13 protein-coding genes and 1 pseudogene are annotated in these 14967 nt (G+C 35.6%); 10 read left to right on the forward strand and 4 right to left on the reverse strand.

Translation table 11 applies throughout. The features are described from left to right. The gene (locus tag EUC40_RS07285) at positions 1 to 180 is read right to left on the reverse strand and encodes a DUF5325 family protein (protein WP_000400129.1); all 180 of its coding nucleotides are present in this window, start codon (positions 178 to 180) and stop codon (positions 1 to 3) included. A gap of 140 nt (positions 181 to 320) precedes the next feature. On the opposite strand from EUC40_RS07285, the gene typA reads away from it, so the two are divergent. From typA to EUC40_RS07300, 3 genes and pseudogenes are all read left to right on the forward strand, one after another. After that, on the forward strand, positions 321 to 2165 hold the full coding sequence (gene typA / locus EUC40_RS07290; protein WP_000914755.1) for a translational GTPase TypA: 1845 nt from the start codon (positions 321 to 323) through the stop codon (positions 2163 to 2165). 150 nt (positions 2166 to 2315) lie between these two features. Beyond that, positions 2316 to 2616 (forward strand): annotated as a pseudogene (locus tag EUC40_RS07295) (YlaH-like family protein). Between the two features lie 15 nt (positions 2617 to 2631). Continuing rightward, entirely contained in the window at positions 2632 to 2907 is a 276-nt protein-coding gene (locus EUC40_RS07300) for a hypothetical protein (protein ID WP_001258131.1), read from the forward strand. A gap of 35 nt (positions 2908 to 2942) precedes the next feature. On the opposite strand, the gene EUC40_RS07305 is transcribed toward EUC40_RS07300, so the two are convergent. Continuing rightward, positions 2943 to 3143, reverse strand: a complete 201-nt coding sequence (locus EUC40_RS07305) for a YlaI family protein (protein ID WP_001995040.1) — start codon at positions 3141 to 3143, stop codon at positions 2943 to 2945. A gap of 145 nt (positions 3144 to 3288) precedes the next feature. Between EUC40_RS07305 and EUC40_RS07310 the strand changes: the two genes are divergently transcribed. Both EUC40_RS07310 and EUC40_RS07315 read left to right on the forward strand, forming a co-directional pair. Further along, a complete protein-coding gene (locus EUC40_RS07310) occupies positions 3289 to 3744 on the forward strand; it encodes a pyridoxamine 5'-phosphate oxidase family protein (protein ID WP_000024585.1) in 456 nt (151 codons plus the stop codon). A gap of 246 nt (positions 3745 to 3990) precedes the next feature. Then, positions 3991 to 5319, forward strand: coding sequence for a PhoH family protein (locus EUC40_RS07315; RefSeq protein ID WP_000358078.1), 1329 nt, complete (start codon positions 3991 to 3993; stop codon positions 5317 to 5319). 37 nt (positions 5320 to 5356) lie between these two features. Here the strand turns inward: EUC40_RS07315 and EUC40_RS07320 are convergent, their stop codons facing one another. Then, positions 5357 to 5854 carry a molybdopterin-binding protein gene (locus EUC40_RS07320; protein ID WP_001289787.1) on the reverse strand — a complete coding sequence of 166 codons (498 nt, stop codon included), beginning with the start codon at positions 5852 to 5854 and terminating at the stop codon, positions 5357 to 5359. Positions 5855 to 6009: 155 nt separating this feature from the next. Here EUC40_RS07320 and EUC40_RS07325 point away from each other — a divergent pair, with 155 nt between their 5' ends. The 3 genes from EUC40_RS07325 (at position 6010) to pyc (ending at position 11384) form a co-directional block, all read left to right on the forward strand. Beyond that, the gene (locus EUC40_RS07325) at positions 6010 to 6297 is read left to right on the forward strand and encodes an Fpa/YlaN family protein (protein WP_000135694.1); all 288 of its coding nucleotides are present in this window, start codon (positions 6010 to 6012) and stop codon (positions 6295 to 6297) included. 125 nt (positions 6298 to 6422) lie between these two features. Continuing rightward, positions 6423 to 7604: a putative lipid II flippase FtsW gene (gene ftsW, locus EUC40_RS07330; RefSeq protein ID WP_156574245.1), complete on the forward strand. Its 1182-nt coding sequence runs from the start codon at positions 6423 to 6425 to the stop codon at positions 7602 to 7604. A gap of 333 nt (positions 7605 to 7937) precedes the next feature. After that, positions 7938 to 11384 carry a pyruvate carboxylase gene (gene pyc / locus EUC40_RS07335; RefSeq protein WP_156574247.1) on the forward strand — a complete coding sequence of 1149 codons (3447 nt, stop codon included), beginning with the start codon at positions 7938 to 7940 and terminating at the stop codon, positions 11382 to 11384. Between the two features lie 80 nt (positions 11385 to 11464). Here pyc and ctaA read toward each other — a convergent pair whose 3' ends face one another. After that, positions 11465 to 12397, reverse strand: coding sequence for a heme A synthase (gene ctaA / locus EUC40_RS07340; protein ID WP_071713177.1), 933 nt, complete (start codon positions 12395 to 12397; stop codon positions 11465 to 11467). 498 nt (positions 12398 to 12895) lie between these two features. On the opposite strand from ctaA, the gene ctaB reads away from it, so the two are divergent. Together ctaB and coxB are read left to right on the forward strand one after the other, a co-directional pair. Beyond that, positions 12896 to 13819 (forward strand): protoheme IX farnesyltransferase, encoded by a 924-nt coding sequence (gene ctaB, locus EUC40_RS07345; protein WP_001015062.1) that lies wholly within the window; start codon positions 12896 to 12898, stop codon positions 13817 to 13819. Between the two features lie 93 nt (positions 13820 to 13912). After that, complete coding sequence (coxB, locus tag EUC40_RS07350) at positions 13913 to 14962, forward strand: cytochrome c oxidase subunit II (RefSeq protein ID WP_156574250.1); 1050 nt, start codon at positions 13913 to 13915, stop codon at positions 14960 to 14962. The last annotated feature ends 5 nt before the right edge of the window (positions 14963 to 14967 follow it).

Raw genomic sequence — 14967 nt, forward strand, 5'->3', positions numbered from 1 at the left:
TTATTGCGATTTACGCATTTTTCTTTTTGTTACAAAACCGTATCCAACTGTAACAAATGTGCCGATAATGCAAATGATAATACCGATGGGACTATTTTCAGCAACCATAATACCGATACCGATTAAGAAAATAACACCGATAATTGCAGTTAATAAAAAGCGATATTGAATGTGTTCCATTTCTTCACCCTCCAATCTCATTTTACTTTCACAAAAGTAAGAATACAACTATATTTTCATTCTTGATTTTATTTTGATTGCCATTGTATCCCCTTCGCTCTTATAATAGAGAAGGATTAAAAAGACATTAGGAGTTGGACATGTTGAAAAAACGACAAGATTTACGAAATATAGCAATTATTGCCCACGTTGACCATGGTAAAACAACACTTGTTGACCAGTTATTACGTCAAGCGGGGACGTTCCGTGCGAATGAACATATTGAAGAACGCGCAATGGACTCAAACGATCTAGAAAGAGAACGTGGTATTACAATTTTAGCGAAGAATACTGCGATTCACTATGAAGATAAAAGAATTAACATTTTAGATACACCTGGTCACGCTGACTTCGGTGGAGAAGTAGAACGTATCATGAAAATGGTTGATGGTGTTCTACTTGTTGTTGATGCATATGAAGGTTGTATGCCACAAACACGATTTGTTTTAAAGAAAGCTCTTGAGCAAAACTTAACTCCAATCGTTGTTGTAAACAAAATTGACCGTGACTTCGCTCGCCCTGATGAAGTAGTTGATGAAGTAGTTGACTTATTCATCGAACTTGGTGCAAACGAAGATCAATTAGAGTTCCCAGTTGTATTTGCATCAGCAATGAACGGAACAGCAAGCTTAGATTCAAATCCAGCAAATCAAGAAGAGAATATGAAATCATTGTTTGACACAATTATTGAACATATTCCAGCACCAGTTGATAACAGCGAAGAGCCACTTCAATTCCAAGTAGCACTTCTTGATTATAATGACTATGTTGGTCGTATCGGGGTTGGACGCGTATTCCGTGGTACAATGAAAGTAGGACAACAAGTTGCATTAATGAAAGTTGACGGAACTGTAAAACAATTCCGTGTAACGAAATTATTTGGTTACATTGGATTAAAACGTCAAGAAATTGAAGAAGCAAAAGCTGGAGATTTAGTAGCTGTTTCAGGTATGGAAGACATTAACGTAGGTGAAACAGTATGTCCGGTTGAGCATGAAGAGGCTTTACCATTATTACGTATTGATGAGCCAACACTACAAATGACATTCCTTGTAAATAACAGCCCATTTGCAGGTCGTGAAGGTAAATTCATTACATCTCGTAAAATTGAAGAGCGTCTTCGTTCACAATTAGAAACAGATGTAAGTTTACGTGTAGATAATACAGATTCTCCTGATGCGTGGATTGTATCTGGACGTGGGGAATTACATTTATCTATCCTAATTGAAAACATGCGTCGTGAAGGTTATGAACTACAAGTATCTAAGCCTGAAGTAATTATTAAAGAAGTTGATGGCGTAAGATGTGAGCCTGTAGAGCGCGTGCAAATCGATGTACCTGAAGAATACACTGGTTCTATTATGGAATCTATGGGTGCACGTAAAGGTGAAATGTTAGATATGGTGAATAACGGAAACGGTCAAGTTCGCCTTACTTTCATGGTTCCAGCACGTGGTTTAATTGGTTACACAACAGAATTCTTAACATTAACTCGTGGTTACGGTATTTTAAACCATACATTCGATTGCTACCAACCAGTACACGCTGGACAAGTTGGTGGACGTCGCCAAGGTGTTCTAGTTTCACTTGAAACAGGAAAAGCATCACAATACGGTATTATGCAAGTTGAAGACCGTGGTGTAATTTTCGTTGAACCAGGTACAGAAGTATATGCTGGTATGATTGTCGGAGAACACACTCGTGAGAACGACTTAACAGTTAACGTTGTGAAAATGAAACAACAAACTAACATTCGTTCTGCGACGAAAGATCAAACTTCAACAATGAAAAAACCACGCTTAATGACTTTAGAAGAGTCATTAGAGTACTTAAACGATGATGAGTTCTGTGAAGTAACTCCAGAATCAATTCGTTTACGTAAAAAGATTCTTGATAAGAGCGAGCGCGAAAGAGCTGCTAAGAAAAAGAAATCTGTAGAAGCGTAAAATATTCGAACAGCTACCTTTAATTAGGGTAGCTGTTTTTTTATGTTTATTTTTTAGAATATTTACTCTTTTTTGTAGACAGTATTTTTTTCACGGGTTACTCTTGTATTAAGTACATAAATGAATTTTTTTGAGAAGGGGGGAGAAATAGTGTTAGAAAGAATGTCGTTTTTTGCGAAATTATGTAAAGTTGATGTAAATCCAGAACTAGGGATGTGGTTATTGTATGGCATTATTATTATATTAAGTGCACTTGTGTATAATTTAGGATTTGCAAGGAAATTATCGATAATAAAAAATATAGTGATATATATCGTTAGCGATTGGATGTACGGTTTTAACTTTCTTTGCAGTTTTTTTACCTGTTGGTGAAGGACTTGTTGTGGCGGCAATTGTACTTGGGATGTATAGACTGCGTTTACGCCAAGCGAAGCAACAAAAAGCAGGATGAGAAGGGAGTGTTTTCATGCGTTCAGTACAAGATGCGCTATATAATTGGTTAACAATTAAAACAGTTGCGGAAGCACGTCCAGATGATCGCGCTGCAGAAGAAACGTATTTGTTATTTCAAAATATGATATATGAAGAATACAAATTAAGAAATGTAGCAGTTCAGAAGAACGAGGAAATGTATTTGATTACATATGAATTGAATGAGGAAAGAAAATCTGCGAGATTTCCGTTAGAAGCTATTGATTGTTTTCTGGATCAGATGAATCGTGAACCTGAAAAATATAAATAAGTCCTTATCTATGTGATTAAGGACTTATTTATATTTTACCAATCGTCTTCTACCTTTTTATCACGGTATAGTCGGAAATTACCACTTGCATGACGTTCCATTGTACGTTCTGCAATTCGTTCCGAACATTCCATGCACATATATGTATGAATAGGGCGATTACGCAGTTTTTTTGCCATAGGATTTTCATCATCTAACATATCTTTTTTATCACAAATCATACATTTGACTCTCATTTCGTCACCTCAATACGGATTCTATCAGTATAAGTATATCATGGAAGTGTAATGTTTTTGAATAATAGCAGGAAAAAATAATATTTTCGCAATTCGAAAAATAAGTTATGATAAGGATATACTAAGTATATTTGGAGGTGGAAATATGGCGAATGTAGTAGAGCCTACATTAACAGATGATTTAGTACAAACATTACGTAAAGAATGCATTGTTATGGTAGCAACAACAGATTTCGAAAAACAAGTCCCTAACGTAAGTGCTATTTCTTGGGTGTATGCAGTGAGTGAAACTAGTATTCGATTTGCGGTAGATCAACGTTCACGTATTGTGGAAAATATAAGGCACAATACAGGAGTAGTATTGACTATAATGGCGAATGGATCCGTATTTTCCATAAGTGGTGCAGGTGAAATTTTGACAGATAGAATGGAAGGCATTCCTCTAAAATTAACTGTAATAGAAGTAAATGTGCAAGAAGTACGTGATGTTATGTTTTATGGAGCAAAACTTGCAATTGAACCAACATATGAAAAAACATACGATCTTCGGGCAGCGAAAAAACTGGATAACCAAGTGTTGATAGGGATGAAAGAATTATAAATGAGATGAATAAGAAGATGGCTCATTAACTTTTGGAAGCAGTTATTGTGATTTAACGTTAATAATTAAAATTAAAAGTAATATATTGAATAGAAATGAATAAAAAATAAAGAAAAGGTTTAATTGCTATAAGTTTCGATTCTACCTCGTTTATACGGTACATATAATTATAACAATGGTTCGTCCATATTTTATGGATGAAACCCTTGTTCTACAAATTTAAAAGTGGAGTCAGGGGGTAACAGGTTGGATAAAATTTATGTGTTAGATACGAATGTACTTTTGCAGGATCCTTTATCTATTTTTTCGTTTGCAACCAATGAAGTAGTGATTCCAGCAGTTGTATTAGAAGAGGTTGATTCGAAGAAACGTTATATGGACGAAGTAGGACGAAATGCTCGTTATGTATCTAAGTTAATAGATAAATTTCGCGAAATAGGAAAGCTGCATGAAAGTATTCCGCTAGAAAACGGCGGTACATTTCGTATTGAATTAAATCATCGTTCATTTGTTCAACTCCAAGATATTTTTGTAGAAAAAACAAATGATAATCGAATTTTGGCAGTAGCAAAAAATCTATCTTTAGAAGAACAAGAAAAAGAGGACGGGAAGTCTGTTATTTTAGTAAGTAAAGATGTGCTCGTCAGGGTAAAAGCTGATGCAATTGGATTGAAGGCTGAAGATTATTTAAGTGATCGCGTAATTGAAGTGGATAATATATACTCAGGATTTTTAGAAGGATATATATCAAAAGAACAATTGGATTATTTTTATGAAAAAGGGGAATTACCTTTATCTGAAATTGCAAATCATCCTTTTTATCCAAATCAGTTTGTAGTAATGAAAGATGCACTAGGGGGTTCTAGTTCTGCACTTGGAATTGTGGATCACTTAGGTAAGAAGGTGAAGAAACTTATTTTTCACAATGAACAAGTATGGGGAATACGACCACGAAACGTGCAACAAATAATGGGATTAGAATTGTTGCTTCGTGAAGATATTCCGCTTGTAACGTTAACAGGGAAAGCTGGTACAGGAAAAACGTTACTTGCGTTAGCTTCGGGATTAATGCAAACGGAGGATTTAGGATTATACAAAAAATTACTTGTTGCAAGACCAATTGTTCCAGTCGGAAAAGATATCGGTTATTTACCAGGAGAAAAAGAAGAGAAGTTAAGACCATGGATGCAGCCGATTTTTGATAATCTAGAGTATTTATTTAATACGAAAAAGCCAGGAGAGTTAGATGCTATTTTAGCTGGAATGGGTTCGATTGAAGTAGAAGCCCTTACTTATATACGCGGCAGAAGTATTCCGGACCAATTCATTATTATTGATGAGGCTCAAAATTTAACGAAGCATGAAGTGAAGACGATATTAACGAGAGTAGGAGAGAAAAGCAAAATTGTATTAATGGGAGATCCCCAGCAAATCGATCATCCGTATTTAGATGAATATAATAACGGTTTAACATACGTTGTGGAGAAATTTAAAGAGCAACGTATTAGTGGTCATGTAAAGTTCGTTAAAGGAGAGCGTTCTAATTTAGCTCAATTAGCAGCGGATTTATTATAAAAAGGAGTGAGCCTTAGCTCACTCCTTTTTATACACTTTAAATAATTGTAAATTTACGGATGTTACGGATTGGATTTTGTCTATTAGATCCATCATTGTAATATAAATGGACAGGTCCATCCTCTTTTAATGGTTTTCCTTCTTTTGAAAAACCAAGAATAGCCTTTTTGACAGTTTCTAATGGAAGCGTTATTGTATGGTCGACTGTTTCAATCTCGACTTGCGTAGCGTCATTTGAAATTTCGGCGTTAGCAAGAAAAGGTTGAAATGGTATACCGAACGTTCCAGTAATTAGCTGTTCTTTTTTATATTTCTTTACACTTTGTTGTATCGGCGGGAAGGCCGCACCATCGCGGATTTCACGATCCCAATGCTCTGAAGTATGTTTTAAGTATGTTTCTAATTCGGATGACTCTTCTCTAGTTTCATCAAAGTAAGTTGTCAAATCTACTTTTCGATCATCAAAAATCCAAACAGTTGGATCAATAGTGATTGGAAAACGTACTTTTCCATTAATAAATAAAATTTCGCTCATTGTTGTTCCCCCATTTGTGTTATACTCCCACTTTTCAGTATAATAGTATTAGACACTGTTGTCACAAAAAATGTTTCTATTGCAATTTATTAAAACTATCGCTAATATTAATAGATAGGATAGAGGAGAGTAGGACGGAAACGGAGGGAATCAATTTGGCGTCTGAGACAGTAGCAAATCATCAGGAAAAGGCACTAGCCCTTCTACAAGCGGATGCAGAGAAGATTTTAAGACTTATTAAGGTGCAAATGGACCATCTTACAATGCCGCAATGTCCATTATATGAAGAAGTGTTAGACACACAAATGTTTGGACTATCCCGCGAGGTCGATTTTGCAGTTCGCCTTGGTCTTATTGCAGAAGAACAAGGGAAAGCAATGTTAGGTGAGCTCGAACGTGAGTTATCTGCACTTCATGAAGCGTTTACAAACAAACAACAATAACGGGTTCAAATAAGGGGGCTCAAACTAAATTAGTTTGAGCTTTTTATTTGTATAATAAAGCAGGAAGAACCTATATACATATGGAATACAACAATAATTAAATTGAAACAGAGAGAGGAAATGAAATGAAAAAAGTATGGAAATCAATGGATTATTCATTGTTACTTCCTCTTGTTATCTTATGTGTGCTGGGAGTTATAATGGTATATAGTTCGAGTTCCATTGTTGCGATTTCGTCAAGATATAACTGGCCGGCAGATTACTTTTTTAAAAAACAATTATTTGCCCTTGCTATTGGGACAGTAATGTTAGCGATTATCGTTGCCATTCCTTATACAATTTGGAGAAAACGAATAGTTTTGATTGCGATGGGAATGGGGAGTATTGTTTTATTATTAGCAGCCTTGATTTTCGGTAAGGACATTAATGGCGCAAAAGGATGGATATTAGGTATACAACCAGCTGAGTTTGTGAAAATAGCGGTTATTATTACGCTAGCAAACTTTTTTGCGAAGAAGCAAGAGATGCAAACGCCTTTTTTTCAAGGGATTATTCCCCCACTAGGTTTTGTCGGTGGAACAATAGTAATCATTTTACTTCAAAATGACTTAGGAACCGATATACTAATATGTGGAACTATACTGATTATGTTCTTTTGTTCAGGAGTTAATGTTAACTTGTGGATAAAAAGATTCCTTTTAACGTCTATAATATGGATACCTGCGTTATATTTTATTGGAAATTACAAGCTAAGTCCGTACCAAAAAGCTCGCTTTTCAGTTTTTCTCGATCCGTTTAACGATCCTCAAAATGATGGATTTCAATTAGTAAATTCATTTATTGGAATTGCTTCAGGTGGATTAAATGGTAGAGGGTTAGGGAATAGTGTGCAGAAGTATGGATACTTACCAGAGCCTCAAACCGATTTTATTATGGCGATTATATCTGAAGAACTAGGCTTTATAGGTGTGGCTATCATTTTAATCTGTTTATTACTCATAATAATTCGTTCATTTAGAGTGGCGCAAAAGTGTAAAGATCCATTTGGAAGTTTAATTGCAATCGGTATCGCAAGTTTAATTGGAATACAAACTTTTGTTAATGTTGGCGGTATGTCTGGATTAATACCGCTTACCGGAGTACCTTTGCCGTTTATTAGTTATGGCGGGAGTTCCTTGTTAGCTAATTTACTTGCGATGGGGATATTACTCAATATTGCTAGTCATGTAAAACGACAAGAGAAACAACAGAATGAGTTAATGAAAGAAAAAGGACAAGGTGGACCACATCTTGTAGTTGTAAAATAAAAACACATTGTGCTTTAGAGCGCGATGTGTTTTTTTATTTGTTAGTAACTTTTAATATGATATATTATTTCGTTTTTATGTATAAAAATATATCACATTTGATTAAATGTGATATACAATTAAGTTGTTAGAAAAGTAAGAGGTATGCTATACTATTTTTGTGAAACAAATTGATCAGAAAACTTATCATTTGTTAAAAAATAAGGTATGATGGATAAAAATAAAGTGAAGCTTTCTAAGTATAATATAATGTAGAAAGTGAAGAACTTCACGCTCTTTAGAGTGTGTATATATTTTATCTCTAGAGTGGTAGGAAAGTAGAGGGGGAAAATCATGACAAAGCTGCAACGTATTCAAAAAGTATTGGTAGCTAACCGTGGAGAGATTGCAATTCGTGTGTTTCGAGCTTGTTCGGAACTTGGATTAAAAACAGTTGCAATCTATTCGAAAGAGGATAGTGGTTCTTATCATCGCTATAAAGCCGATGAGTCCTATTTAGTTGGGGAAGGGAAAAAGCCAATTGATGCTTATCTAGATATTGAGGGCATTATTGAGATTGCGAAAAGTAATCATGTAGATGCAATCCACCCTGGATATGGTTTCTTGTCAGAAAATATCCAATTCGCAAAACGTTGTGAAGAAGAAGGGATTATCTTTATCGGTCCAAAAAGTAAGCATTTAGATATGTTTGGAGATAAAGTGAAAGCAAGAACACAAGCGCAGCTAGCAAAAATCCCAGTTATTCCTGGTAGTGATGGTCCAGTAAATTCACTAGAAGAAGTCGCTGAATTTGCTGAAAAGTATGATTACCCGATTATTATTAAAGCATCCCTTGGCGGTGGCGGTCGTGGTATGCGTATTGTACGTACAAGTGAAGAATTAAGAGAATCGTATAATCGAGCGAAGTCAGAAGCGAAAGCAGCCTTTGGTAATGATGAAGTGTACGTTGAGAAATTCGTTGAAAAACCTAAACATATAGAAGTGCAAATTTTAGCAGATGAAGAGGGCAATGTTGTTCATTTATATGAGCGTGACTGTTCTGTACAACGTCGCCATCAAAAAGTTGTCGAAATCGCACCAAGCGTGTCGCTTCCAGATGATTTGCGTCAACGTATTTGTGAAGCTGCTGTTAAGTTAACGAAAAATGTAAACTATTTAAATGCAGGAACGGTAGAATTCCTTGTAAAAGGTGATGAGTTTTACTTCATTGAAGTAAACCCACGTGTTCAAGTTGAACATACGATTACAGAGATGATTACAGGAGTCGATATCGTTCAATCGCAAATTTTAATAGCTGATGGGCATGCGTTACATAGTAAGATAGTAGGTGTACCTAAACAAGAGGAAGTGGTTGTACATGGATTTGCAATTCAATCTCGTGTAACGACTGAGGATCCACTAAATAATTTCATGCCAGATACAGGGAAGATAATGGCGTACCGATCAGGTGGTGGTTTTGGTGTGCGTCTTGATACAGGTAATAGTTTCCAAGGTGCAGTTATTACACCTTACTATGATTCTTTACTTGTAAAAGTTACAACTTGGGCACTTACTTTTGAACAAGCTGCTGCAAAAATGGAACGTAACTTAAAAGAATTCCGTATTCGTGGTATTAAAACAAATATTCCATTCCTAGAGAATGTAGTAAAACATAAAAACTTTTTATCAGGAGAATATGATACTTCGTTTATTGATGTGTCACCTGAACTATTCCTGTTCCCGAAACGTAAAGACCGCGGAACAAAAATGTTAAATTACATTGGTTCAGTAACAGTAAACGGATTCCCTGGAGTAGGGAAAAAAGAGAAGCCGATTTTCCCTGATGCTCGTATACCGAGTGTAAAACACTCAGAGCCAATCCAAAATGGAACGAAACAAATTTTGGATGAGCGTGGAGCGGATGGATTAGTAAAGTGGGTACAAGATCAAAAACGTGTGCTTTTAACAGATACAACATTCCGAGATGCGCATCAGTCCTTACTTGCAACTCGTATTCGTACGAAAGATTTACATCAAATTGCAGAGCCAACAGCGAGAATGTTACCGAACTTATTCTCAGCGGAAATGTGGGGCGGTGCAACGTTCGATGTCGCATATCGTTTCTTAAAAGAAGATCCATGGGAACGATTACTAGATCTTCGTGAAAAAATGCCTAACGTTTTATTCCAAATGTTACTTCGTTCTTCAAATGCAGTTGGATACAAAAACTATCCAGATAATTTAATTCAAAAATTTGTAGAATGTTCTGCTCAAGCTGGAATTGATGTGTTCCGAATTTTTGATAGTTTAAACTGGGTAGAAGGTATGCGAGTTGCGATTGACGCTGTCCGAGATACTGGTAAAATTGCAGAAGCGACAATGTGTTACACAGGGGATATTCATGATCCATTACGTAGCAAGTATGATCTGAATTATTATAAAAACTTAGCAAAAGAGTTAGAAGCATCAGGAGCTCATATATTAGGAATCAAAGATATGGCAGGTTTATTAAAACCTAACGCGGCATATGATTTAGTTTCTGCATTAAAAGAGACAGTATCGATTCCAATCCACCTGCACACACATGATACGAGTGGAAATGGTATATTAACGTATACGAAGGCAATTGAAGCAGGTGTTGACATTGTCGATGTGGCAGTGAGTTCTATGGCTGGTCAAACGTCACAACCAAGTGCGAACACGCTGTACTATGCATTAGGCGGAAACGAAAGACAGCCAGATGTTAATATAGATTCATTAGAAAAACTATCTCATTATTGGGAAGATGTACGTAAATACTATGCACCGTTTGAAAGTGGTATGAATGCACCACACACAGAGGTATATATGCATGAAATGCCAGGTGGACAGTATAGTAACCTTCAACAACAAGCGAAAGCAGTTGGTTTAGGTGATCGCTTTGATGAAGTGAAAGTAATGTATCGCCGTGTGAATGATATGTTTGGAGATATTGTAAAAGTAACACCATCATCTAAAGTTGTCGGTGATATGGCATTATTTATGGTTCAAAATCACCTGACAGAACAAGACGTTTTAGAGCGTGGACATTCTATGGACTTCCCAGGATCTGTTGTTGAAATGTTCTCAGGCGATTTAGGACAACCATACGGTGGTTTCCCGAAAGAATTACAAGAAATTATTTTAAAAGGGAAAAAGCCTTTAACAGTAAGACCGGGTGAATTACTAGAGCCAGTAGATTTTGACGCTTTAAAAGAAGAGTTATTCCATAAACTTGGACGCGAAGTAACGATTTTTGATGTAGTTGCATATGCATTATATCCAAAAGTATTTATGGACTACGAAAAAGTTGCAGAGCTTTATGGCAATGTATCTGTGCTGGATACACCGACATTCTTCTATGGTATGAGACTTGGTGAAGAAATTGATGTGGAAATTGAACAAGGTAAAACATTAATGGTTAAACTCGTATCAATCGGAGAACCTCAGCCGGATGGAAATCGTATTCTTTACTTGGAATTTAACGGTCAACCACGTGAAATTGTTGTGAGAGATGAAAGTGTGAAAGCAACAGTTGCCCAACGTATGAAAGGAAACCGTGAAAATCCAAATCATATTAGTGCAACAATGCCAGGAACGGTTATTAAAGTAGTTGTAAAAGAAGGCGATGAAGTGAGAAAAGGCGATTCTATGGCAATTACGGAAGCGATGAAAATGGAAACGACAGTTCAAGCACCGTTCAATGGTAAGGTGAAAAAAGTATATGTAAATGATGGAGACGCAATTCAAACAGGTGACTTACTGATTGAATTAGATCATTAAAATAAAAAAGAGCTGTGAAAACAGCTCTTTTTTATTACAAAAAATACCTTGCCGAATGGGCAAGGTATTTAAATTTTAATTTATTTTGTTTGTTTAGTTGATGTGGCTTCTTTTGCATTGACCTTACTTCTTGTACCCAACATAACTAAATAGCATAATACAGCAAACAAGCAAGAAATGAATAGGGAATGTAATAATGCCATTGCTAAACTAGCATTTGTAAATACAACTAAAATCCCAACAATAGCTTGAAGTGTTACAAGGATAAAGGAAATAATCCATCCCCAGTATACTACGCGTTGTTGTTTGTATTGACGAATAGCAATAATCATCGCGTATAGTATCCAAACGAAAATTAACATTGCTGCAACTCTATGCCCCATTTGAACCCACTCATGTAGTTGAGTTGGCATAGGTCTATTTTTGCTACATAAAGGGAAGTCTGGACAGGCTAAGCTAGCTCGTTCATGACGTACTAAAGCTCCTGTGTAGACAACGAGATAACAGTAAATTGTTACACCATAAATATGAAATTTCATTTTTTTGTCCATAATAAGTGAACGTGCATCAAATTTCTGATCAATTTCAAAAATAAGACATGATAATAAAATAACAGAAGCAAATGAAATTAAGGAAATACCAAAATGGATAGCAAGTACTGCTGGCATTTGTCCCCAAACAACTGCTGCGGCTCCCATTAATGCTTGTGCAACTAAAAATACGAAGGATAAAATTGCTAACGTTTTTGTTTCACGCACATGTTTATAATATTTCCAGGACAAAATACAAAGGAGAGTGACAAGAATTCCTGCTGATCCTGATGTAAGGCGGTGACTTAGTTCAATAATAGTTTCCATTGATAAATTAGATGGAACAAATTCACCGTTACAAAGTGGCCATGATTTACCGCAACCTTGGCCAGAACCTGTTTTTGTAACTAAAGCGCCTCCTAATAAAACTATTAATAAATCAAGGCTTGTAATGACTGCTAACCATTTAATAAAGCGTTGCAATCTCTTTCACCATCTTTCTGCTATGAAGTTATTGCGAAATATTTTCATTCCATTATGTATAGAATAAAACGCGCTAGTTCCTATGATATATAAAAAATAATAAAATAGCAAAGAAATGGAGGGGGAAGGAGGGAGAGAGAAAACAGTTGTAAAAATAGGATATAAAAGGTAAATTTTAGGTGAAAAAATAGGCTATTTTGAAAAGAAATGGGGAGAATACGTGTTAAATAAGACAAAATAGTTTATTATAGAAGGTAACATCATGTTATGATAAGGATAAGTAAGAATAAATTTTTTTATGTTCGACACAAAAAGTTCATGTTTTCTTCACAAAATGTTCGGGAAATATGATTTAATATATTGGAGTATGGGCGTAGATTAGTAGTAGAATGGGTTAACAATATTTCTACTGTAATAATATTGCTATATAGAAGCGAATTATTTCATTCGAAATAGGCGCAAAAAGAAAGATGAAAGTTTTAAGAGGGGGTTAAAGTGATGAACCATGCAACAAGTGAGCTGCATGATGAGTCAGCTGTAACAAGTGTACCGGAAACAACTCGGCTACAAGATTTATCAGCGCTCGTTAAAATGGGGATTGTAAACTCAAATACACTTACTGTATTTACAGGATTTTGGTTGGCGTTACATTTTAATGGATTAAGTGTAATGGACAATCTGGATAAGTTATTCTTTACAATCGTTGGTTCTGGATTAATTATGGCAGGGGTATGTTGTTTAAATAATTATATTGATCGAGATATCGATCCGTTAATGGAAAGAACAAAAACCCGTCCAACGGTTACTGGAAAGTATAAACCAGGATTCGCACTTACATTTGGACTAGTTATATTACTTCTTGGGTTTGTATTTTTATTATTAACAACACCGATGGCAGTATTAATGGGATTTATTGGTGCTTTCACATATGTTGTCTTATATACTTTATGGACAAAGAGAAAGTACACACTAAATACTGTTGTAGGTAGTATATCTGGAGCAGTTCCACCTTTAATTGGATGGGCAGCAATTGATCCATCTTTAGGCCATCCAATTGCTTGGATGTTATTTTTAATTATGTTTATTTGGCAAATCCCACATTTCCTTGCGTTAGCGATGAAACGTGTTGATGAATATCGAAATGCAGGAATCCCAATGCTTCCTGTAGTTCATGGATTTGAAATTACGAAACGCCAAATTATGATTTGGACAGTATGTTTATTACCACTACCATTTTATATGAGTGGACTTGGGATAACATTTATGGTAATCGCAACATTGCTTAACATCGGATGGATCGTTTTAGGGTTTTATGGCTTCCGTAAGCAAGATGACATCAAATGGTCCGTACAAATGTTTGTTTATTCCCTAAATTATTTAACAATCTTATTTGTTTCAATGATTGTAGTTACATTCTTCTAAGACAACGACATAATTGGATTTCTTTACGTTGAGATTTACTTTACTTAACTATAAAGTACAATCTAATTCACAAGGAAAGTGGGGGTTGTTTGTATGAAGAAACAGTGGCGACTGCTTTCGTTCGTTTCACTGCTGGCTTTACTGTTAGGGGGATGCGGTAAAGCCTTTCAATCTACTTTAATTCCGCAAGGAGAAGTAGCAAAAATGCAATATGATCTGCTTTTACTAGCAAGTGCAATCATGGTAGGAGTAGTACTAGTAGTTACTATTATTTTCTTATATGTAATTGTGCGTTTCCGACAAAAGAAAGGTCAGGAAGATTTTATTCCAGAGCAAGTTGAAGGGAATCACAAGCTAGAAATTATATGGACAGTTATTCCGATTATACTTTTATTAATCTTAGCTGTTCCGACGGTTACATATACATTCAAACTTGCTGATGTAAGTGCGATGGAGAAAAAGAATATTGATAAAGATACTATCGTTGTTGATGTAACAGCGAATCTTTATTGGTGGGAATTTTCTTATAAATCAGAAAAAATAGTAACTTCTCAAGATTTAGTCATCCCCACAGGTAAGAAAGTGTATTTGAATTTGAAGGGTGCCGATATTAAACATTCATTTTGGGTTCCATCTTTAGCAGGGAAAATGGATACAAATACAGATAATGTAAACAAAATGTGGTTAAAGGCAGACAAATCGGGCACTTATAATGGTTTTTGTACAGAATTTTGCGGCCCATCACATTCTTTAATGCAATTTAAAGTGAAAGCTTTAGATGAAAGCGAGTACAAAAAATGGCTTGCTGATATGAAGGAGATTGATGGGAAGAAAGAAGTAGCTTCAACAAAGGCACAAGAAGGCCAAGAAATATTTAATAAAAGCTGTATTGGTTGTCACGCAGTTGGATCTAATGATAGTAGACCACCTTCCGCTCGTATCGCACCGAACTTAGCAAACTTTGCTGATCGCGATACAGTTGCCGGTATTGCCGAAAACAATGAAGAGAACTTAAAAAAATGGCTGAAAGATCCTGAAAATATGAAACCAGGAAATAAAATGACTGGTAAATATGGCAACTTAACGGATGATCAAATTGATGCATTAAATGCATACTTACAGACGTTAAAAGTTGAAAAGTAAAGAGG

The organism is Bacillus luti, from assembly GCF_009739945.1.
Classification (GTDB): domain Bacteria; phylum Bacillota; class Bacilli; order Bacillales; family Bacillaceae_G; genus Bacillus_A; species Bacillus_A luti.